Origin of the sequence: Sphingomonas sp. VDB2 (genome assembly GCF_047946695.1) — a bacterium.
In the GTDB taxonomy this organism is placed as follows: domain Bacteria; phylum Pseudomonadota; class Alphaproteobacteria; order Sphingomonadales; family Sphingomonadaceae; genus Sphingobium; species Sphingobium bisphenolicum.
In genome coordinates this window covers 427,419-447,589 of the sequence record NZ_CP159616.1, presented here as the reverse complement: position 1 = coordinate 447,589, position 20,171 = coordinate 427,419, and the positions used below count along the sequence as shown (strand labels likewise).

The 20,171-nt window shown below is 67.3% G+C and carries 19 protein-coding genes; 8 read left to right on the top strand and 11 right to left on the bottom strand.

Features of this window, described 5'->3' with window-relative positions:
- The first annotated feature begins 46 nt into the window (after positions 1-46).
- On the top strand, positions 47-1,099 hold the full coding sequence (locus ABT375_RS20490; protein WP_416464981.1) for a LacI family DNA-binding transcriptional regulator: 1,053 nt from the start codon (positions 47-49) through the stop codon (positions 1,097-1,099).
- A 26-nt stretch (positions 1,100-1,125) separates the two neighbouring features.
- Here the strand turns inward: ABT375_RS20490 and ABT375_RS20485 are convergent, their stop codons facing one another.
- From ABT375_RS20485 to ABT375_RS20440, 10 genes are read right to left on the bottom strand one after another with little or no spacing between them, the layout of a single operon-like run.
- A complete protein-coding gene (locus tag ABT375_RS20485) occupies positions 1,126-2,286 on the bottom strand; it encodes a glycosyltransferase family 4 protein (RefSeq protein ID WP_416464980.1) in 1,161 nt (386 codons plus the stop codon).
- Entirely contained in the window at positions 2,283-3,494 is a 1,212-nt protein-coding gene (locus tag ABT375_RS20480; protein WP_416464979.1) for a DUF1972 domain-containing protein, read from the bottom strand. Before ABT375_RS20480 ends, ABT375_RS20485 begins: the two co-directional genes overlap by 4 nt.
- Complete coding sequence (locus ABT375_RS20475) at positions 3,487-4,302, bottom strand: class I SAM-dependent methyltransferase (RefSeq protein WP_416464978.1); 816 nt, start codon at positions 4,300-4,302, stop codon at positions 3,487-3,489. The genes ABT375_RS20480 and ABT375_RS20475 overlap by 8 nt, the downstream gene beginning before the upstream one ends.
- Positions 4,299-5,930 (bottom strand): GumC family protein, encoded by a 1,632-nt coding sequence (locus ABT375_RS20470; protein ID WP_416464977.1) that lies wholly within the window; start codon positions 5,928-5,930, stop codon positions 4,299-4,301. The genes ABT375_RS20475 and ABT375_RS20470 overlap by 4 nt, the downstream gene beginning before the upstream one ends.
- Positions 5,927-6,682: a polysaccharide biosynthesis/export family protein gene (locus ABT375_RS20465; RefSeq protein ID WP_416464976.1), complete on the bottom strand. Its 756-nt coding sequence runs from the start codon at positions 6,680-6,682 to the stop codon at positions 5,927-5,929. The genes ABT375_RS20470 and ABT375_RS20465 overlap by 4 nt, the downstream gene beginning before the upstream one ends.
- Positions 6,679-7,599, bottom strand: a complete 921-nt coding sequence (locus ABT375_RS20460) for a glycosyltransferase family 2 protein (RefSeq protein WP_416465885.1) — start codon at positions 7,597-7,599, stop codon at positions 6,679-6,681. Before ABT375_RS20460 ends, ABT375_RS20465 begins: the two co-directional genes overlap by 4 nt.
- A 16-nt stretch (positions 7,600-7,615) precedes the next feature.
- Positions 7,616-8,593: an NAD-dependent epimerase/dehydratase family protein gene (locus ABT375_RS20455; RefSeq protein WP_416464975.1), complete on the bottom strand. Its 978-nt coding sequence runs from the start codon at positions 8,591-8,593 to the stop codon at positions 7,616-7,618.
- Positions 8,590-9,312, bottom strand: a complete 723-nt coding sequence (locus ABT375_RS20450) for a sugar phosphate nucleotidyltransferase (protein WP_224546971.1) — start codon at positions 9,310-9,312, stop codon at positions 8,590-8,592. The genes ABT375_RS20455 and ABT375_RS20450 overlap by 4 nt, the downstream gene beginning before the upstream one ends.
- Positions 9,309-10,406 (bottom strand): hypothetical protein, encoded by a 1,098-nt coding sequence (locus ABT375_RS20445; RefSeq protein WP_416464974.1) that lies wholly within the window; start codon positions 10,404-10,406, stop codon positions 9,309-9,311. The genes ABT375_RS20450 and ABT375_RS20445 overlap by 4 nt, the downstream gene beginning before the upstream one ends.
- On the bottom strand, positions 10,406-11,797 hold the full coding sequence (locus ABT375_RS20440; RefSeq protein WP_416464973.1) for an undecaprenyl-phosphate glucose phosphotransferase: 1,392 nt from the start codon (positions 11,795-11,797) through the stop codon (positions 10,406-10,408). The genes ABT375_RS20445 and ABT375_RS20440 overlap by 1 nt, the downstream gene beginning before the upstream one ends.
- Before the next feature lie 358 nt (positions 11,798-12,155).
- On the opposite strand from ABT375_RS20440, the gene ABT375_RS20435 reads away from it, so the two are divergent.
- From ABT375_RS20435 to ABT375_RS20405, 7 genes are read left to right on the top strand one after another with little or no spacing between them, the layout of a single operon-like run.
- Positions 12,156-13,025, top strand: a complete 870-nt coding sequence (locus ABT375_RS20435) for a hypothetical protein (protein ID WP_416464972.1) — start codon at positions 12,156-12,158, stop codon at positions 13,023-13,025.
- Entirely contained in the window at positions 13,015-14,511 is a 1,497-nt protein-coding gene (locus tag ABT375_RS20430) for an O-antigen ligase family protein (protein ID WP_416464971.1), read from the top strand. The genes ABT375_RS20435 and ABT375_RS20430 overlap by 11 nt, the downstream gene beginning before the upstream one ends.
- Positions 14,508-14,642: a hypothetical protein gene (locus ABT375_RS20425; RefSeq protein WP_416464970.1), complete on the top strand. Its 135-nt coding sequence runs from the start codon at positions 14,508-14,510 to the stop codon at positions 14,640-14,642. Before ABT375_RS20430 ends, ABT375_RS20425 begins: the two co-directional genes overlap by 4 nt.
- Positions 14,633-15,910 (top strand): lipopolysaccharide biosynthesis protein, encoded by a 1,278-nt coding sequence (locus ABT375_RS20420; RefSeq protein WP_416464969.1) that lies wholly within the window; start codon positions 14,633-14,635, stop codon positions 15,908-15,910. Before ABT375_RS20425 ends, ABT375_RS20420 begins: the two co-directional genes overlap by 10 nt.
- Positions 15,907-17,022, top strand: coding sequence for a glycosyltransferase family 4 protein (locus ABT375_RS20415; RefSeq protein ID WP_416464968.1), 1,116 nt, complete (start codon positions 15,907-15,909; stop codon positions 17,020-17,022). The genes ABT375_RS20420 and ABT375_RS20415 overlap by 4 nt, the downstream gene beginning before the upstream one ends.
- Positions 17,019-18,014: a glycosyltransferase family 2 protein gene (locus tag ABT375_RS20410; RefSeq protein WP_416464967.1), complete on the top strand. Its 996-nt coding sequence runs from the start codon at positions 17,019-17,021 to the stop codon at positions 18,012-18,014. Before ABT375_RS20415 ends, ABT375_RS20410 begins: the two co-directional genes overlap by 4 nt.
- Positions 18,011-19,045 (top strand): UDP-glucuronic acid decarboxylase family protein, encoded by a 1,035-nt coding sequence (locus tag ABT375_RS20405; RefSeq protein ID WP_416464966.1) that lies wholly within the window; start codon positions 18,011-18,013, stop codon positions 19,043-19,045. The genes ABT375_RS20410 and ABT375_RS20405 overlap by 4 nt, the downstream gene beginning before the upstream one ends.
- Here ABT375_RS20405 and ABT375_RS20400 read toward each other — a convergent pair.
- Positions 19,026-20,081 (bottom strand): ThuA domain-containing protein, encoded by a 1,056-nt coding sequence (locus ABT375_RS20400; RefSeq protein ID WP_416464965.1) that lies wholly within the window; start codon positions 20,079-20,081, stop codon positions 19,026-19,028. The two genes, ABT375_RS20405 and ABT375_RS20400, sit on opposite strands and share 20 nt — an antisense overlap.
- Positions 20,082-20,171: the final 90 nt, after the last annotated feature.

Sequence of the window (20,171 nt, the reverse complement as noted above, 5' to 3'; positions counted from 1 at the left end):
AGCCGATGCGTCTGGCGCGGCCTCGCTTGTGCGCTATAAGACGGCAATGGCGAAGCAGCAGCAGGAAGAGGGACCGGCGCCCAAACTGACCATCAACGACATTGCCCGCATGGCTGGCGTGTCGAAGAAAACGGTCAGTCGCGTCATCAACCGGTCGCCCTTGCTCAACCGCCAGACGCGCGCCAAGGTGGAGGCGATCATCCGGGAGACCGGCTATGTTCCCAACCCGCAGGCGCGGGCGCTCGCGCTGGGGCGCAATTTCCTGATCGGCCTTGTCTACGACAATCCCAATCTCCAGACGATCCTGAGTATGCAGCGCGGTGTGCTGGAGGCGCTGCACGGCACCGAATTCGAACTGGTGATCCGGCCGGTCGACCGCGGTTCGCCTATGGTGATGGACGATATCCGCCGCTTCGTGACGCGCCAGCGCCTGTTCGGCGTCGTCATCGTGCCGCCTTTGTCTGAAAATGATGCGCTGGCCCGGATGCTGGATGAAGAAGGCTGTCGCTATGTCCGCATAGGATCGGCGACCTGGGACGATGCCGACCATATGGTGGCGTCAAACGATCGCGACGCGGTGGCCGAAGCGACGCGCTATCTGATTGCACAAGGGCATCGACGGATCGGCCTGATCGCCGGGCCGCATGGCTTCCGGTCGGCGCAGGAACGGCGCGACGGTTTCGAACTGGCGCTGGCCGAAGCCGGCATCGCCCTGCCGCGCAGTCTGGTAGCGGATGGCCATTATACGTTCGAATCGGGTCTGGCGGCGTGTGAAAGCCTGCTCGACCTGTCGCCGCGACCGACCGCGATTTTCGCCGCCAATGACGAGATGGCGGCGGGCGTGCTCTATGCCGCGCGCCTGCGGGGCATCGCCGTGCCGGAACAATTGTCGATCGTCGGCTTCGACGACACGCCGATCACGACGCGGGTCTGGCCGCCACTGACTACCGTGCGCTGGCCGACCGTGGCCATGGGCCGCGCCGCCGGACTGAAGCTGATCGGTGCCGCGACCGGCGAGGACGCGGAGGTCGGTGCGCCTTCGATGTTCAGTTCGATGCTGATCCGTCGGGGGTCGGTGGCACGGCCTGCAGCCGGTTGATGGGTGACCGTTATGATACCGGTGTCTTATCGGCGCAAGCTGAACAGCACCTGTTCATAGGCATCCATAAGTCTTTGAAAATGAATGTCTTCGTTGAAACGCGTGCGGACATCGGCATGGGCTGTCGCGCCGAGGTTACGGCATAGCGCCGGATCGTCCCACAGGCGCCGCATCTGCCGGGCGAGATCGGCCGCATCGCCGGGGACGAAATGCAGGCCGGTGCGCTCCTCGCGCACCGTGTCGTTCAGCGCGCCGATGCGCGATGCGATGACCGGGACGCCATGCGCCATCGCTTCGGCCGCGACGATGGCGAAGGTTTCGAACCAGAGGCTGGGCACGACCAGCGCCCGTGCGCCGCGATAGACGGCCGCCAGCGATTGCGGGCTGCTCGTGATCGTCACCGGCAGGCCCTGCGCCACGAGCGGCGCGGGGTCGCTGCCGTAGGGGCCGGCGATATGGATCGGCAGGCCCGTGATGCGGCTTGCCGCGATCAGCACGTCCAGTCCTTTTTCCGGCACGAAGCGGCCGGCGAAGGCGAAATAGCCGCCCTGTCCCGGATCGACCGGATCGGGGGAAGCCGGGATGGTGCATTCGTTGACGCCGATGCGGTCGAGCGGGATGCCGGCCTGCGCATGGAGCCAGTCGCGGCTGAAGTCGGTCAGGACGATGAAGCGGCTGACATGGCGGCGATAGAAGTCGCGCCAGCCCGCCACCGCATGACGCAAGGCGAAGGCGGCGCTTTCCGGCAAATTCTCGCGGCAGTTGCGCAGCAGCGCATGATGCGCGCCATGGTCGGCGCAACGGGTGCACACGGCCGCGCCATCATGATGGGTGGCGATGGGGCAGGTGATGCGGAAATCATAGCAGCTATGGACGATCGGAATGCCGGCGCGGGTGCAATGTTCGAACAGCCAGGGGGTCAGGAGTGGATACAGTTCATGCGTGTGAACGATATCGGGCCGGTCTTGCTCCAGTCGGGCGGCGAAGGCGCGCAGCGCACCGGGAGCATAGAGGCCATTGGCGAAGGCGCTAATCCTGCCTGCCATGCCTGTTGAAAGATCGCGGCTATCCCTTTCGAATATAGCGATATCCAGACCCCGTCTTCGTGACAGGGCGATGGTCGCGTCCCAGGCATTGTCGGCCCCGCCGCCGCCCCGGTGGCGGTTGAAGACATGCAGGATCTTCATGCGACCTGCGCAGGCGCGAGAAGTTCCGGGCGGTAAGTTTCGCCGATCAGCGCCCCGGTCGGTCGCCGCCCGGACGCCTTCAGCGCCACCAGTTGACGGAACAGGCCGGCATAGCCGTCGATCACCGCGTCCCAGCGGAAATGGGCGGCGGCGTGAGCCTGCGCCGCCTGGCCCAGCGCGGCGCGGCGGGGGGGATCGGGATCGAGATCGCGCAGGATGGTCGCCAGCGCGCCGTCATCCTTGCTGAAATAGACATTGTCGGGGCCGACATTTTCCCGGTGGAAGATCACGTCGATCGGCACGCAGGGCGCCCCCCAGTGCATCGCGCGCAACAGGCTCGGGTTGGTGCCGCCGACCTCATGCCCATGCAGATAGGCGGCGCAATGGCGATAGAGCGCGTTGAGCGCGGAAGAGTCGAACACGCCGCCGACGCAGCGCACCTGCCCGTCATGCTCGGCCGCGACGGCGCGGGCATAGGCGCTGTCATAGGGGACCGACCCGACGACGATCAGCGGTTTCGTGACGCCGGATGCGCGATATTCGCGGATGATATGATCGACATTATTTTCCGGCTCCATCCGCGCAACGACCAGATAATAGGCACCGGGCGTGACGCCATATTGGGCCAAGGCGTCGATGTCGGGCGCCTCCCCGACCGCACCGCCATAGGGGATGTAGGTGGAGTCCGCGCCATATTCCCGGGCATAATAATCCTGCATCGCACGCGAATCCGTGACCAGCCAGGTGGCAAGCCGCGCGCTGACCCATTCGGACCATTTATAATAAGTCCGCTGCAAGTCATTCCATTTGCGGCGTTGCCAGCCCAGGCCATCGGTATGGATCACCACCGGCACGCCCAGCGCGCGGAGCGGCAGGATGAAGGGGCCATTGCCCGGATCGACGACGAAGACCAAATCGAAGCGGCGGAAGGCGGCGTCCCATAGGGCCAGGTTGCTATGGATGATGCTCTCGAAACTCTTGCCGCCCGGCGCGGGGAGGTAACGACACCGCACCCCCTGCCAGGCCGGCGGGCGCGCCTCATAATATTGGTTCCGGCAATAGACGGTGACGTCCATGCCATGGCTGCGCACCAGCCCGACCGCCAGTTCCTCCACCAGGGTCGAAAAGCCGCTATAGCGCGCGGGGATGCCGCGATCGCCGATAATGGCGATGCGCAAGGGACGCAAAGGGCTGGCCGCGTCAGCCATGGGGTTTGAACCCGGTCCACACATCCTGCGTCATGCCCGCGTCGGGGCCGGGCGCGACCTGCCTGACCCGATCGAAGGCGGCGAGCAGAGAATTACGCACCCAGACGGGCGGATGGATGGCGAAATACCATTTCTTCCCCTCCTCGAACCGTTTCTGCGTCACCAGCTCGCCGCGATCAAAGGCGTCGATTTCGCGCTTCTGGGTCAGCAGATAGCGATAATGATCGCCATGGGTGGTCGCGATCATCAGTCCGCCGGGTCGCAAAATCCGGTGCAGTTCGGCGGTCCAGTCGCGATGCATGGCCGCCGACAAATGGGTGAAGACCGAGAAATTATAGACCGCGTCGAAACTATTGTCGGGAAAGGGCAAGGGCGGCGCGAGGCCATTCAACGCAAAATCGATGCCCGGCAGATGCGCGCGGCACCAGTCGATCGTCGCCGGATTATAATCGGCGCCGCTGATCTGCGGCGATCGACCGGCCAGCAGTGCCGGCATATGGCGGATCAGCCGGCCCGGCCCACAGCCCCATTCCAGCACGCGCAAGGGTTGCGCATCGGGCAGGTGGGTGCGGACGAGCCGCGCGAACAGCGCCGCATGGGCCAGCCCGACGTCATGATAGTCGGCCCAGTCGACCTTGTTATAGGCGTCGAAGGCCAGATCCTCCGGCGGCACCGCGAAGCCGGGATGGCGGGCGAGGAAGGCGCGGTTGCTGCGCGCCGCCCGCGCCCGTTTCCGCAGGAAGGCCATGCGATCGAACATGGGCAGCAGGCCGAGCGATCGGGTGGCGCTGAGGATGTGATATTTCATGGCCGGTGCCTTTCTTCAGGTGCATTGGGCGGGGCGCGGTCGAACAGGCGCAGTGCATAGGCCCGGTCCTGTCCGACGATGGCGATCAGGGGAAAAGGCGCGTCCGGCTGGGTCAGGCGGAAGCGGTTGGCGCGGTTCTGGAGGATGTCGAGCAGTAGCGCGGCGGCCACCCCGGCGCACAGGCCGCCGATCAGCGCGGCAATCAGCAGTAATTTGGTCTGCGGCGCATCGGGCTTGTCGGGCAGCGCCGCGCTTTCGACCAGTTGGATCGCCGAGGGCGCGGACTGGGCGGTGGCGGCGGTGACCGCGGCGGTCATCAACTTGTCCTGTAGCGCCAGATAGGTCTTTTCCAGCATGTCGTGGCTGCGGCCCAGATCATGGCTGTCCTTCATCTTCTGCGGAATGCGGTCGATCGTCGCGCGCCGCGCCCCGACTTCGGCCGACAGCGTGGCCAGCCCTGCGCGATCGCCCGCCAGTTGCGCCTCCAGCGAAGCCCGGCGCGCGCGCAGCGCGTCATAGCCGCCATTGCGGGCGATGCTGCTCTGCTGCACCCCGCGCTGGGGCTGGGCGGCGAGTTGCCGGCCGATCGCCGCGATCTGATCGTCCATGTCGCGCACATCGGGCGAATCCGGGCGATAGCGGACGAGCAGGGCGTCGCGCGCGGCGACCAGCTTCGCCTGTTCCTGCTTCAGTTGCGCCGCGACCGGATTATCCTGCACCAGCCGGCTGGCGAGGATGTCGCGCGGCTCGCGCGCCAGTTGGGCGGTGACGGCGGCCAGTTCGCTCTGCGCGGCGGCGATGGCGGTGCGCTTGGCGTCCAGTTCGCCCTGCTGCCCCAGAAATTGGCCGATCTCGACCTTGTCCTTCTCGAACATCAGTAGCATGTCGTTCTGGGTATAATAGCGCTCCATCCGGGCTTCGAGCGCGCGCAAGTCGGTGCGGGCGCGATCCGCCTCGATCTGGAGCGAAGCATAGGCCTGCCGCGCTTCGGTAGCGAAGCGGGCGCGGCGCTGGGCGATATAGGTGGCGGCGACCGCATCGGCGATCTCCGCGACGCGGGGGCTGGGGCCGCGCACGCTCAGCAGGGCGATATGGCTGTCGGGCAACTGGGTCATGGCGACCCCGGTACGGAAATCGTCCAGGGTGCGGGCGCTCTCGATCTGTTGCGGCGTCGCCACATAGGGCGATGGCGCGCGCGGAAACAGCGTAGCCTTCGTCCCCCGCCAAGCGCGGCCGGGCCAGCTTTGCGTCCAGAGCCAGGTCAGGTAGCGCAGCGGCGGATGATAGACATCGCGATAGCCAAGGTTCAGGTCGGCGATCACCTGTTTCAGCACCGGGCCGGAGGTGGCGAGGATCATCTCGTCCTTCAGCGCCGATCGTCGGAACACCGCCCAGTCGTCGTAGAAATTCTCCCGCTGCCGATCATCGTCCGACACGGCGGACAGGGTGACGCTGGCCGAATAGACCGGCGGCCAGACGAGGATGTAGAGGCCCACCAGCGCCAGTGTCAGCGCCGTCACCGTCAGGATCAGGCGGCGATGGCCGGCGACGGCGAAGCCGACCATCCTGCCCGCGCGGCGGAAATCGAAACTGTCCGCCTCCGGGCGATAGGGCACCGCCTCGCTCATCGGTCGATCTCCTGCAACAGGCGGAGCTGAACGTAGGGGGCCATCAGCGCGCTGAGGCCGCCCAGCGGCGCATTGACGTAATTTTGCAGGAAGCGGGCGAAGCGCGCGCCGCCGCTTTCCTGCACGACGATGATGTCGCCGGGACGCAGCGGCACATTCTGGAGCGTCAGCAGCATCCCCGCATGGCCGCGCGCGCCGCTGCGCAGGATATGCGCATTGAGGTGGCCGTCATCGTCCAGCCGGATCAGCGCGACATTGGATAGGGCGGCGGCCTTGCCCGCATCGCCCGCCAGGATGAGCGCCTGCGCGGCGGTGGGCGCGTCGCGTAGCGGCACCGCGCCGGGGCGGTTCACCTCGCCCGCAACAAAAATCTTGTTCTCGCGCGGATTGGCGACGGCCACGCTGACTACCGGATCGCGCACCCGCGCCAGCAGCCTCTGCCGCACCGCCGCCGCCGCCGCCATCGGGGTGAGGCCCGCGACGGCGATGTCGCCCGATCGCGGCAGGGTCACCATGCCGTCGGGGCGGACGGTCGCGCTGCGCGACAGTTCGGGCATCCGGTCGACCGCTATCTCCAACTGGTCGCCGGGGCCGAGCAGATAGGCGCTTTCATAGCGGGCGGCCGATCGGATGACGTCCGGCGCGGCGTCGATGCTGAGGGGCGCGGTCAGGCTGGTCGAGCAGGCGCCGAGCAGGATGGGGATGAGCAGCAGCAGCGCGGTGAGCAGGCTGGTGCGGGGCGGGACGATCATGTCATTGCTCCTGCCAGGCGGAGGTGCGCGCGCATCGCCCAGGCGCTGGGGGAGAGCGGGTTGGCGGCGCAGGCCTGCGCCAGCGCCGCGCGGGCGGCGGCGGTATCGCCCTGCGCCAGCGCCATCTGCGCCTGCGCGCGGTGCAGCCGGGCGACGATGGCGCGGCGGCGGCGTTCGGGCGCGCCGCCGTAGCGACGGCGCTCCAATATCCGCAGCATGGTGGCGACCACCTGCGGGTTGGCCATCAGGCCGAGCGTGTTGCGCAACTGGCCGGGATGATAGCGAAAGCCCAGCAATATGTCGGGATCGAACCAGCCGACCGCGCCGATATCGCCCAGCCGGGTGAAGATGTTCAGTTCGAACGGGAAATTTCCGTGGCAATCGGCATCGACGAAGCCCGACCGGCGCAGCGCGTCGGTGCGGAACAGCGTGCCGGAAATGGGAGTGAAGCCGCTGGCCATATGGGTGTCGAGGATCGGGAAGCGGCCGCGCCGCCGGGCCCGCCGATGCGTGCGACGATAGGCGCGGCTTTGCGCGTCGGAGGGCCGGCCCTCCGCGTCGAACAGCCACGGATTGGCGACGAACACAGCGGCGTCCGGCGCGGCGTCGAGCGCAGCGACCGCGCGCTTGAAATAGGCGGGCGACAACAGGTCGTCGTCATGCAGGATGCAGAAATATTCGGCATCGCCCGCCTGTTCGAAGAAATAGCGGCCCTGCCCATATTCGCCGCCATTTTCCGCCTGTTGCACGAAGGTGATGCGGGAGTCGCCCAGGCTTTCGACAAAGGTGCGCACCATATCGCCGCCACCGCCGGGCGAGGCGTTGTCGCTCACCACGGCGCGGAAATCGCGCCGGCTCTGGGCGCGCAGGCTGGCCAACGCCTCCCGCACAAAATCGGGGCGGTCATAGGTGGGCAGCCCAACGAAGATGCGCTCAGAAGAAATGGCGATGCGCCTTGTACCAGAGGAAGGTTTGGCGCAGCCGCTCGTCCAGCCCCGCGCCCGGCGCCCAGCCCAGCTTGTCTGCCGCCAGCGCGGACGAGAGATATTGCGCCTGGATTTCGCCATGGGCGTTATTGCGTATGTCGGGCGCCAAGTCGGCGCGACCCGCGGCAGCCAGGGTGCGGCGGGTCAGATCCAGCACGCTCACCGGCTCCCCCGTGCCGAAGTTGAACGCGCGGCCGACCACATCGTCGTCGCCCATATGTTCGGCGAGCAGCAGGTACCCGCGCACGATATCCTCGACATAGACATAGTCGCGCACCGGGGAGCCATCCGACCGGATCACCGGCCGCTCCCCGTCGATCGCGGCGAGGCAGGTGCCCGGCACGATCCGGTTGCTGTTGAGGTCGCCCGGCCCGAACAGATTGCCGCACCGCGTGATGGCAACGGGCAGGCGGTAGGTCTGGGCGTAGCTGAGCGCGATCAGGTCTGCGCAGCTTTTCGATACGTCATAGGGGTGGCGGCCCTGCAACGCGAAATCCTCCTGATAGGGCAGGGTGTCATGCTCGCCATAGGCCTTGTCGGAGGAGGCGATGACGATCCGCTCGACCGTGGCGACGCGGCGGCATGCCTCCAGCAGCACCCAAGTCCCCTTGATATTCGCTTCGAAGGTGGACAGCGGATTGCGGTTGGCGACGCCGACGATCGCCTGCGCGCCCAGATGGAAGACGGTGTCGACCGCATATTCGTTGAGTGCGCGCTCGATGACGTCATACTCCTCCAGCGCGCCGCGCACCACCTTGGCGCGGGTGGCGAGGCCGTCGGCCTGGAAGCGCGATTGCGGCACCATGTCGCGGACCAGCGCCACGACCTCGGCGCCCTGCGCCAGCAGTTCCGCGACCAGACTGCCGCCCAGGAAGCCGGTGGCGCCGGTGACGAGGCAGGTCCGGCCTTTCCATTGCCCACTCATGCCGCGCGCTCCTCTGGCAGCGCGGGCGCGATCCAGGGCGGCGGCCCGCCGGCGGCGAGCGTCTCGTCCATCTCGACCACATCCTTGTAGAAATCGAACGACTTGAAAAAGCCGTCATGGCGGTAGGTGAAGGCGTCGCCGCGCGCGATCAGCGGCGGGATGATGTCGCGCTCCAGATTCTCCCCCTGCCAGTCGGCGAAGATCGCCGGGTCCATCACCATGAAGCCGGCGTTGATCCAGTAATCGGCGATCAGCGGCTTTTCGGCGAAGCGGGCGATCGCGCCATCCTCTTCCACCGACAACACGCCATATTGCGAAACCATCGGCACCGATGTGATCGTCAGCCGGGCGCCATGGGCGCGGTGGAAGGCGACGACCGCGTCCAGCGGCACGTCCGACAGGCCGTCGCCATAGGTGGCGATGAACGGACCATCGATCAGGTGGCGGCAGTTCCAGATGCGGCGGCCGGTGTCGGCATCCTCGCCGGTATCCACGATCTGGACGCTGGCGCCGATATCCTTCCCCTCGAAATAATCGTGCAGGACATCCTGCCGATAGCCCGCCGCCAGAATGAATTCACGATATCCCTGGCGGATGAAATTCTTGATGACATGGACCAGCACCGGCGTACCGCCCAGCGGCAGCATGGGCTTGGGCAGATAGGTGGTGAAGGGAAAGGCGCGGATGCCCTGCCCGCCGCACAATATCACGACTTTCATCGGTCGGTTCCTTTCGTCTTGGGTCGGGTGAACTGGTCGAGGGACAGGGTGGCGAGGCCGATGCCGAATTCCGGCCCGGCGACGCCGCGCTGGATCAGCGGGGCAAGTCGGGGATGGGCGACATGGCCGCCGAACCAGAGGCTGACATGGTCGCCGTCGCGCAGCGGACCGGGAGCGAGGATTTCACCATCGGTCCAGTTGGTGCTCGCACGGGTCAGCAGCGGCGCGGCATCTTCGCGAAAATGGACGCCATCGGCGGATCGGGCGTGGTGGATGGCCACCTGCTGCCATTCGGGGTGAGCGCCCTTCTGCACATGCGCGACCGAATAAAAGAGGTCGATATCCTGACCATCGGCCAATGCAGCGGGCGAGGAATAGCCGGCATAGCCTTGGCGCGCCGGATAGAGCGGCCCCTGGCCCAGCACCTGCACCGGCGGCGTAAAGCTGACGCCATCGCGTGACCGGATCAGGCCGATCGACTGGCGCGGCGGCCCGCCTTCCGGGCGTGCGCCGAGGGCGGAGAAATAGATCAGCAGTTCGCCGCCCCACACCACCGCGCCCGGCTCGCCGACCAGATAGCCGTTCCAGTCGGTCGCGCCGCCGGTCGCCCGCAACAGCGTCCAGTTGGCGACGTGCCACGCCACGCCATCGGGCGAAACGGCCAGGCCGATCGCCATGGGCGACGGATCGGGGCTGGCATAGACGCCGGTGAACGCCATCCAGTAGCGTCCCGCGAACTGCACGACGCTGGGCGTCTCGATGCTGGCATAGGGGCCGTCGGCAGGCGAGAGCAAAGGCGCGGCGGGCGACAATGTCCAATGTTCGCCGTCGCGCGACACCGCGCGGAAGGGCAGGACCGGCGGCTTGAACGGCGCGCTGGTGCTGCTTGTCATGTAGAGGACATAGCCGTCCGCGGTACGCAGCGGGCTGGGATCGTTCCACAACCCCTGCCGGCGCAGCGATCCCGCCGGGATCACCGGCGCGGCGCGGCTGACGGTCCAGCCCGGCATCGCGCGCGGCAGGTCCGGCGGCGGCGCGGGATTGGCACATGCCGCCAGCAGCGCCAACGTGAGGGAGGCGGCTATCCCCCGCATCAGAAGGCATTCCGCTGGACGAACGGCACCAGCAAAGTGCGCGCCAATATCTGCAGGTCCAGCCAGATCGACCAGCGGCGCAGATAGTCGATATCGTGGACGACGCGCTGCGCCATCTTGTCATGCGTATCCGTCTCGCCGCGCCAGCCGCTGACCTGCGCCAGCCCGGTGATGCCCGGCTTGATCTTGTGCCGCACGGCATAGCGATGGATCAGCGGCCGGAAATTATCGTCCAGCGCGACCGGATGGGGGCGCGGCCCGACCACCGACATACTGCCCAGCGCGACGTTGATGAATTGCGGCAGTTCGTCGACCGAGGTGCGGCGCAGGAACGCACCGACACGCGTGACCCGGCTGTCGCCGCGCCGCGCCTGGACGAAGCCGTCATCATCGGTCACCCGCATCGACCGGAATTTCCAGATGCGGAATGGTCGACCGTCCAGCCCATAACGGGTCTGGCAAAAGAGGACCGGCCCGCGCGTATCCAGCTTGATCGCGATCGCCGTCAGCAGCGCGATCGGCAGGATCAAGGGCAGGGCGATCAGGGTGAGGGCGACATCCTCCGCCCGCTTCACCAGCCGCGAATAGCCTTCGAACGGGGATTCCACGATGCTGACGACCGGCTGGCCATAGACATCGTCCCAGCGCGCGCCGACCAGATCCAGCCGGAATAAAGGCGGGCAATAATAAAGCGAAGCGGTGGTGTCGCCGAACCGGTCGAGGATCGCCTTGATCCGCTGTTCGGCCGCCATCGGCAGCGTCACGTAAATGCGGCTGACCGTGCCCGACCGCGCTAGGTCGTACAGCCGGTCCACCGGCCCGCCAAAAGCCTGATCGGGCAGGGCGACGGTGCGATCGTCCGACGGGCGGCGATCGTCGAACACGCCGAGCGACCGGATGCCCATCCAGCGCTGCCGCGCGAACACGTCTCCCAGTCGCTGCGCCGTTTCCGTGGCGCCGATGAAGGCGGCGCTGCGATGGTCGTGGCCGAAGCTGCGCCAGAAGCGCAGGGCCAATCGCACCGCGATGCGGAACAGGATGATCGCGCCCAGCGACGTCCCGTACCAGAGCGCGGCGGCCGGCGCCCATAATGCGGCGCGCGCCAGTGGCAGGTCGCCCAACAGCCAGAACAGCGTCATGACGCCGGTAAAACTGATCGTCCAATGGGCGGTCAGGTCCGCCAGCTCATGGCGCAGCCGCACGATCCGCCACGACCGGCTGAGATGGAAGAAGGACGCCACCAATTCCAGCACGGCCACGCACAGCAGCGCGTCGATGATCGCCGACCGGGGCGAAAGCGCGGTGGCGGTCAGCGCCATGCACAGCAGGATCAGCGCCGTGTCGACCAGCCGGCACAGGCGCACGAACAGCGCGCCGAACTGCTGGAACATCCCGCTCGTCCTGAAATCCGCATGCCATTGAGGGGTCTGCATCGCCTCAGCGCTCCCGCCTGAAGTAAATATCCAAAAATCTATGTAAACTACGTAATGCTATAATGATAAATATCACAATTTATGTATTTATTGGCTAAATCTGTCGAATCACTCATCGATAAAATCAAAATTGAAAGAAGAGTCATAGTGGGGTTAACCACGTTAATATTTAATGTGCCAATTTGTGACATCGCATTTTGATCATATTGCCGAATATATCTTCCTATCTATTATTTCATTCATTCCATGTACTGCGATTCGGTCGACAGGATCGAACGGCGGCAAGAGGCTGGCCGGGAAAGGAGCGCGCGGACGGATGTTCTGCATAGGGGGCTATCATCGCGCCGATCCGGCGGCGGCCTGGAATGACGGCATCGGTTTTTCCCGCTGCCTGGGCTGCGGCGTGGAGCTGGTGCAGCGGCCCGGCGCGCGCTGGACTCCGGTGCCGCGCGGCTATGCGGTGGTCTGGCGGCCGCTGTCGGAGCGGCCTGCGCTGGCGGGCCAGGTTCCTGCCCGCACGACAAGCTTTCCACTCGCCCGGCTGGCGGACGGCGCACGCCGGATCGGCGCAGCCGCAGGGCGGACGCTGGACCGCTTCCACGCCCCGACGGACCATGCCTCCCGCAGCTACCGCTATCTGGCGCAGCGGATCGGCAGCGCGCGGACGATCCTGCTGAGCGCGCTGTGCGATGCCGATGCGGCCAACGACACGCTGCTGCTGCTCGCCGCGATGCTGCAGGCGGAGCGGGGCGGACGGCTGTTGCTGATCGACGCGACGCTGGACGACGCTGGCCTGAGCGTCCCGCTCGGCGCAGGCGGCCAGCCGGGCCTGTCGGACATACGGCCCGACGATCCCTGGTCGGCGGTAGAAGTGATGCAGCTACTGGCCCGGCCGGAGATGATCCTGCTGGGCGCGGGGCAGCGCCCCGCCGCCGGTCGGCCCGACCTTGTCGCCGCCATGCTGCCCTTTCTGGCCGAACGGTTCGACCAAATCCTGATCCAGCAGCGCGCGATCATGGCGGACAGCCGCAATCTGGCGCTGGCGACACGCGCCGACCTGATCTGGGCGCTGGCGGAGGAGGGGCGATCGCCGATGGCGCGTCTGGCCGCCGCGCGCGACGCGTTCCACGCCAATGGCATCGCCGATGTCGGCCTGATCCTGACGGTGCCAACCCATGGCGGCTGAGGCGCGCGTCTTGCCTGGATCGGGCGGAGGCCTTCTCCTGGCGATCGGCGCAGCGGGCGGCGCGACGCTGATCGTCGCGGGCCTGTCGTCCGGGCGCGGCGCGGCGCTGGCAGCGGTCGCCGCGCTGGGGCTGGGTGGCCTGATCTGGGCCAGCGGCAATCCCCGGCTCGCCTGCCTCTGGGGCGTCGGCCTGACGGCGCCGCTCGGCATCGCCAAGCGGTTCCATCCCATGCCGCATATGGGCGGGGCGGGGGCCTACACGATCGAGGTCGTCGACCTGTTCCTGCTGGCACTGTTCCTGTTCCAGTGGCGCGACACCCTGCACGGCGGGACGCGCCATCGCATCCCCGGCCTCGCTTATTGTTGGATCGCGATGATCCTGCTGGGCCTGCTCGACGCCATCACCGGCCCCTATCGCCAGCTTGCGCTGGTGGAGGCGGTCCAGATGGCCAAGTCGCTGGCGCTGTTCCTGCTGCTGCTGGGCGAACTGACGCGGGTGCGGCGCTTCATGCACCTCTTCGCATCGCTTTGCTGCGGCCTGCTGCTCCAGGCGGCGGTCGGCATCGCCCAATATGCGAAGAAGGGCGATATCGGCCTGCAATTTCTGGGCGAGGCGACGATGACCACGCTCGAATATGCCAATCGCGCGACCTATATGGATGGCGGCGCGACCTTCCGCATCGGCGGGCTTCTGGGCCATCCCAATATCCTCGCCGGCTTCGTCGCCATGGGCGCGCCGATGCTGCTGGCGCTGCTGATGACGCGCCTGCCGATCGGCCGGAAGGCGGCGATAGGTGCGGTGCTGGCGGCGGCGCTGCTGGCGCTGCTGCTGACGCTCTCGCGATCGGGCTGGCTGGCCTTTGCGCTGGCCGCGCCGATCGTTATCGGGCTGATGCTGCGCGACCGGCGATCGCGGCGGCGGGCGCTGGCGGGTTCCCTGGTCGCGCTGGCGTTTGGTCTGATCGCCGCGCTCGCCGCCGCCCCGGCGATCCTGCGCCGCTTCACCCAGAGCGATCCGGGCGCAGTCGATTTCCGCTGGGAGTGGATGGGCGTCGCCTGGGACATGGTGCGCGATCACCCGCTGCTGGGTGTTGGCCTCAACAGCTTCGTCCAGCATCTGCCCGGCCGCACCGCCTATGGCGGGACGGAGGCGCTGACCCGCACCTTCGGCGCGAACTGGCCGGTGGTGCATGACATATACCTGCTGATCTGGGCGGAGCAGGGGACGATCGGCTTCGCCTGTTTCCTGCTGCTGCTGATCGGCCTGCTGCGGACGGGCTGGCGCAACGCGACACGGTGCGCCGATCCCTGGCTCCATGCCCTCAATGTCGGCGCGCTGGCCGGATTGTGCGCCAATCTGCTCGACGGCTTCGGCAGCTTCTTCCTGCGCCAGATGCCCGGCGCGCGGCTGTTCTGGATCATCGCCGCGATCATCGTCGCGATCGACGTCTGGCAACGGCGCAACAGCGCGGAGCGACCGGCATGAACGGCCTGCTGCACAGTGGCGCGCGCCTGGTCGTCGGGCGGGTCGCGCTGTCGGGCCTGCGCATGGGCGCGGCGCTGATCGTCGCGCGGCTGGCGGGGGGGAGCAATTCGGCGCCTATGCGTTGCTGCTGAGCCTGACGGGCTTGGCCGAATGGCTGGCCGATTTCGGCCAGACCGACATCGGCGTACGCGATGCGGCGCGGCGGCCGCGACGCCGGGCGGCGGTGTTGGACGCGCTGGCGCGGGTGAAAAGGGTGCAGGGACCGTCGGTCGCTATGGCGTTGCCGCTGCTGTTGCTGGTCGCCGGGCAGGATCGCGCGGTCGTGCTGGCGGGTTGCGCGGGCGGCGTCGCGGTGCTGGCGACCGCCTGGCTGCAACCGGCGCGGGCAGCGCTGCGGCTGGCGTTGCGGATGGACCGGGATGTCGGCGCGGAGCTGGCCGGCGTGCTGGTGATGCTGCCGCTGCTGGCGCTGGCCTGCCTCCATCTCGCGCCGCTGCCGTTGCTGGTGGCGAGCTTCGCCGTCGCCCGGCTGGTGCAGGCCGCGCTGACGGCGCACTGGGCCGGACTGGTGGCAATGCAGAGGAGCGCCCGCCTCACGCCCGCGCGCCTCGCCACGCAGGCGCTGCCGCTCGGCTGCGCGGGCCTTCTCGTGCTGCTCTATGATGCGCTGGCGCCGCTGCTGCTCGCCCGGCTGCTGGATATGCGGGCGGTGGCGCTCTATGCCGCGGCGGCGCGCTTCATCATGCCGGTGCTGGTCGCCGTGCAGGCTATCAACAGCGCCGCATTCCCGCTTATCGCGCGCGACTGGCGGCGCGATCCCGCCGCCTTCGCCCGGACGCAGCAAGGCGCGCTGCTGTTGTCGACTGCGCTGGCGGCGCTAGTGTTCGCGGGCATCCATGGTGGCGCGCTGTTCCTGATGGGGCTGATGGGGCCAGACTTCGCGGCGGGCGCGCCGCTGCTGCAACTCATGGCCTGGACGCTGCTGGCGCGCGCGATCACCACCGCCATGGCGCCCCTGATCGTCATCGCCGGGCGACAGGGGCGGGCGATGTTGCTCACCCTCCTCTCGCTGGCGGGCCAGTGCGCCGCGCTGTTCCTGCTGGTCCCGTACATGGGCGTGACCGGCGCGGCGCTGGCGTGCCTGCTGGTCGAATTGCTGCTCGGCACGGTAGCGGTCAGCGCGATCGCCCAGCGAGTGACGGGCCTGACGATCGACTGGCGGCCGGTCGCCATACTGCTGGGCAGCGCCGTCGCCACAACGCTGCTGGTCGCGGCCACCCCAATCGCCGGCAGCTTTGCGGGCGGGCTTGCGGGCGGGCTGATCCTGCTGTGCGCGCTGCTGCTGATCGGACGCCGGGATGCGCCGCTTTGGCGACAACTTGCGGGAGGCGCGGCATGAACGCGTCCCGCATCGCCCCCCGCGTCGCTATCGCCTGCCCCGGCATCGGGCTGGTCCAGCGCGGGTTCGAACGGCTGTTCCGCGACCTGTTCGACGAGATGCGCGGCGATTTCCCCATGACCCTGTTCAAGGGCGGCGGGGAGAGGCGTCCAGACGAGATCGTCCTGCCCTTCCTGGCGCGGGGCGGCCGGACGATCCGCTACCTGCCGCTCCACCGGCTGATGGGCCGCACGCCGATGCACGCCGAATGCCTGACCTTCGCGCTGGCGCTGCTGCCGCACCTCATCGGCGGCCGCTACGACATCGTCCATGTGATCGACCCGCCGCTGGCGCGCCTGCTGTTCCATCTGCGCGGCGTACTGCGCCTGAACTTCCGTCTGCTCTACACCGAGGGGACGGCGATGCCGCCGCGCGACTATCCGCCCTGCGACCGGCTGCACCAGATATCGGCGGCGACGCTGGCCGATGCCGTCGCGCAGGGCCACGACCCGGCCCATATGACGCTCATCCCCTGCGGTTACCGGCCGGAGCGTTTCACGCCTAGCGCAAACCGCGCCACGCTGCGCACCCGGCACGGCATCGCGCCCGATCGATTCGTCATCCTCTCGATCGCCGCGCTCAACCGCGGGCACAAGCGCACCCATCATCTGATCGACGAGGTCGCGCGCATGGACGGCGATCCGCTGCTCTGGCTTGACGGCAGCCTGGACCATGGCGACCCGGACCTGCCCGCTTATGCCCGCGCCCGGCTGGGCGAGCGGGTGCGCGTGACCCATGTGCCGACCGGCGAGGTGGCGGACTTGTTCGCGCTGGCCGACGTCATGCCCCATGCCGCCACTTTCGAAGCCTTCGGCCTCGCCATCGTGGAGGCGGCGGCGACGGGCCTGCCCGTCATCACCCATGATGCGCCGCATTTCCGCTGGCTGCTGCCCAATATCGATAACTGGATAGACATGGAAGCGCCCGGTGCGCTGGCGGCGCTGCTGGCGCGCATGACCGCCGACCCGGCCGAGCGGACACGCCGCATCCTGCGCGATCATGCCCGCGCCACCTATGACTGGGCGGCGCTGCGGCCCGCCTATGCCGACCTTTACCGGAGCATGACCCGATGACCCCGTCTACACAATGCGGGCCGACGCTCGCCATCATCATCGTCAACTGGAACGTGTGCGACCTGCTGCGCGATTGTCTGGCGGCGGTGTCCGCCAGCACCGGCCTGCGCCCGCTCAGTGTCGATACGATCGTGATCGACAACGCCTCGGCCGACGGCAGTGCGGCGATGGTGCAGGCCGAATTCCCCTGGGTCCGGCTGATCGAAAGCGGGGCGAATCTGGGTTTCGCCAAGGGATGCCAGCTCGGTTATGAAGCAACCGAAGCGCCCTTCGTCATGCTGCTCAATCCCGACACGCTGGTCGACCCCGACGCGATCGCTGCGATGCTCGCGCAGATGGAGGGCGATGATCGGATCGGCATCCTCGGTTCCCGCCTGCGCAACAGCGACGGCAGTTTCCAGCGCGCGTCGGGCGGCGCGTTCCCCACATTGCGCAATCTGGCATGGAACTATCTGTTTCTAAACAAGATATTGCCGCGCGATTGGGCGCCGCCCGCCGTCTATCTGGACGGCGACCCGCCCGGCGTCCGGCCGATCGACTGGGTATCGGGTGCCTCGCTGACCTTCCGCCGCGCCGCCGTCGGCGCGCGCATCTTCCACCCCGCCTATTTCATGTTCGGCGAGGATATGGAGCTGTGCCACCGCGTCGCGCAGGCGGGCTGGCGCGTCCTCTATTCCGCGCGGCAGAGCATCACCCATCATCACGGCGCGAGTTTCGCCCGCCAATCCTCGATGGAGGTGCTGGCCAGCGTCTATAAGGGGCCGCGCTTCTTCTTCCGCCAGGGTCGCGGCCCGATCGCGCGGGCGGCCTATGACGCGATCCTCTTTACCGGCTACGCCAGCCGCTGGCTGGGCTTCAGCCTGCTTGGCCTGCTGCGCCCCAATCGTGACTATCACGCCATGGCGCGCTTCAGCCGCCGCTATCTCGGCGTCATGGCCGCGACCATCTTCACCCGAAATCCGCGCCGTCCAGCAAAGGAGCAACAGTCATGAACAAGGGCGTCAAACGCATATTGGTGACCGGCGGGGCCGGGTTCCTGGGATCGCATCTATGCGACCGGCTGGTGGCGCAGGGGCATGACATACTGTGCGTCGACAATCTCTTCACCGGGTCGAAGAGCAATCTCGTCCAGCTTATGGGGCGGCATAATTTCGAATATATGCGCCACGATGTGACTTTCCCGCTCTATGTGGAGGTGGACGAAATCTACAATCTCGCCTGTCCGGCCTCGCCGCTGCAATATCGCATCAACCCGGTGCAGACGACCAAGACCAGCGTCCATGGCGCGATCAACATGCTGGGCCTGGCCAAGCGCACCGGCGCGAAGATCCTCCAGGCGTCGACCAGCGAAGTCTATGGCGACCCCGAAGTCCATCCGCAGACGGAGGAATATTGGGGCCATGTGAACCCGATCGGCCCGCGCGCCTGCTATGATGAGGGGAAACGCTGCGCCGAAACCCTCTTCTTCGACTATCATCGCGAAGGGCGGGTGCGGATCAAGGTCGCGCGCATCTTCAACACCTATGGCCCGCGCATGGACCCGGCGGACGGGCGCGTCGTGTCCAACTTCATCTGCCAGGCGCTGCTCGGCCAGCCCATCACCCTTTATGGCGACGGCGCGCAGACCCGGTCCTTCTGCTATGTGGACGATCTGATCGAGGGGCTGTTGCGCCTGATGGCCAGCGACGACAGTACCACCGGGCCGATCAACATCGGCAATCCCGACGAATTCACGATGGTCGAACTGGCCGAAATGATCGTCGCGCTGACCGGATCATCCTCCCCCATCGTGATGCGGCCGCTGCCCGCCGACGATCCGCGCCAGCGTCGCCCGGACATCGGCCGCGCCCGCGCCGCGCTGCACTGGGAACCGACGGTGCGGCTGCGCGAGGGGCTGGTCCACACCATCGCCTATTTCGACGGGCTGCTGCGCTGTGCTGGCGGGCCCAGCCTGCCCCCGGCCATGCCCGGCGACATAGTGCTGCCCGTCGCGCCCCTGCCGGTCAATCGGCTGGGCGCGTGACCGGGGTAGGGCAGGGGGAACGGCGCGACGCGGCCCAGGCCACGGCATTTTCCAGCATCCTCACATAATGGGGATCGGCATAGGTTTCGGGGCGATGGCCGATCGCCGAATAGAAGGACCGGCCCTTGCCCACGCAGCGGGTCCAGGCGATCGGATGATCGCCCATCGCCAGCGCGCCCGGCTTGTAGCTGCCCTCGTCCAGCGTGGCGAGGATGGTTGAACCATGGGCGCGCGGATTGTCGGTGAAGCTGTACCATTCATCCTGCATCACCCACTCGTCCGGCAGGCCCGCCGCAATGTCCTGCCCGCGCCCTTCGACCACGACTTTCGCATCCTGGAATTGCGGGTTCATCGGATGGCCGGCAAAGCGCGCGCCGACCAGCGTATCGACATACCAGTCCCAGAAGGTGGCCGGATCGCCCGCCGACCCATGCACCGCGACGAAGCCGCCGCCCTGTTCGACATAGGATTTGAACGCGGCGCGCTGCGACAGGGTCAGCACGTCGCCGCTGACATTGTTCCACACGACCGCGTCGAAATGGCGCAGCACCGACGGCGTCATCGCCCCGCCCTTGTCGCTGACGACCACGGCCCAGCCCTTGCGCTGCGCCATCGCCTGGAACGTGGTGCGGGCGGCATCGACCGAGGGGCCGTCGCGAAAGCCGGTTATCTTTTCGAAGATCAGCAGCCGCGGCTTGCCCTTGGGCAGGGTGACGCCGGGACGATCATCGTCATAGCGGGCGCACCGCGCGATCTTGTCGGCGGGCGTCACCGGGATGGCGCGTAGCGTCACGTCGAGCGCGGCCATCCGGTCGGCAGGAATATCCTTCATCTTGCTGAGCGCCTGCAACGTCAGGATCGATGCGAAGGTCGGCGCCTGCGTGGAAAAGAAGCGCGGCGGCAGCGCCGCGAAGACTTGCGGCGCGCCCGCTTCGATCGCGGCCTTGGCGGGCGGGCTCAGCAACAGGTCGACAATCGGCGATTGGGTGGAAAAGGGCGCATCGCGCAGCGGACAGTCGGCCGGCGCTTTTGCCATGGCCCCGGTCGCCAAGACCCCCAGCACACATGCCGCGGTCGCAGCCAATATCCTTTGCATCGTCCCTCTCCCATATCGTTACACCAACTC

Coding starts and splice junctions, on each gene's coding strand:
- ABT375_RS20435 (WP_416464972.1), top strand. CDS start 12,156: ATGTTCTGCATAGGGGGCTATCATCGCGCCGATCCGGCGGCGGCCTGG.
- ABT375_RS20410 (WP_416464967.1), top strand. CDS start 17,019: ATGACCCCGTCTACACAATGCGGGCCGACGCTCGCCATCATCATCGTC.
- ABT375_RS20425 (WP_416464970.1), top strand. CDS start 14,508: ATGAACGGCCTGCTGCACAGTGGCGCGCGCCTGGTCGTCGGGCGGGTC.
- ABT375_RS20415 (WP_416464968.1), top strand. CDS start 15,907: ATGAACGCGTCCCGCATCGCCCCCCGCGTCGCTATCGCCTGCCCCGGC.
- ABT375_RS20430 (WP_416464971.1), top strand. CDS start 13,015: ATGGCGGCTGAGGCGCGCGTCTTGCCTGGATCGGGCGGAGGCCTTCTC.
- ABT375_RS20485 (WP_416464980.1), bottom strand. CDS start 2,286: ATGAAGATCCTGCATGTCTTCAACCGCCACCGGGGCGGCGGCGGGGCC.
- ABT375_RS20475 (WP_416464978.1), bottom strand. CDS start 4,302: ATGAAATATCACATCCTCAGCGCCACCCGATCGCTCGGCCTGCTGCCC.
- ABT375_RS20400 (WP_416464965.1), bottom strand. CDS start 20,081: ATGGCAAAAGCGCCGGCCGACTGTCCGCTGCGCGATGCGCCCTTTTCC.
- ABT375_RS20405 (WP_416464966.1), top strand. CDS start 18,011: ATGAACAAGGGCGTCAAACGCATATTGGTGACCGGCGGGGCCGGGTTC.
- ABT375_RS20455 (WP_416464975.1), bottom strand. CDS start 8,593: ATGAGTGGGCAATGGAAAGGCCGGACCTGCCTCGTCACCGGCGCCACC.
- ABT375_RS20445 (WP_416464974.1), bottom strand. CDS start 10,406: ATGCGGGGGATAGCCGCCTCCCTCACGTTGGCGCTGCTGGCGGCATGT.
- ABT375_RS20440 (WP_416464973.1), bottom strand. CDS start 11,797: ATGTTCCAGCAGTTCGGCGCGCTGTTCGTGCGCCTGTGCCGGCTGGTC.
- ABT375_RS20450 (WP_224546971.1), bottom strand. CDS start 9,312: ATGAAAGTCGTGATATTGTGCGGCGGGCAGGGCATCCGCGCCTTTCCC.
- ABT375_RS20480 (WP_416464979.1), bottom strand. CDS start 3,494: ATGGCTGACGCGGCCAGCCCTTTGCGTCCCTTGCGCATCGCCATTATC.
- ABT375_RS20465 (WP_416464976.1), bottom strand. CDS start 6,682: ATGATCGTCCCGCCCCGCACCAGCCTGCTCACCGCGCTGCTGCTGCTC.
- ABT375_RS20490 (WP_416464981.1), top strand. CDS start 47: ATGGCGAAGCAGCAGCAGGAAGAGGGACCGGCGCCCAAACTGACCATC.
- ABT375_RS20470 (WP_416464977.1), bottom strand. CDS start 5,930: ATGAGCGAGGCGGTGCCCTATCGCCCGGAGGCGGACAGTTTCGATTTC.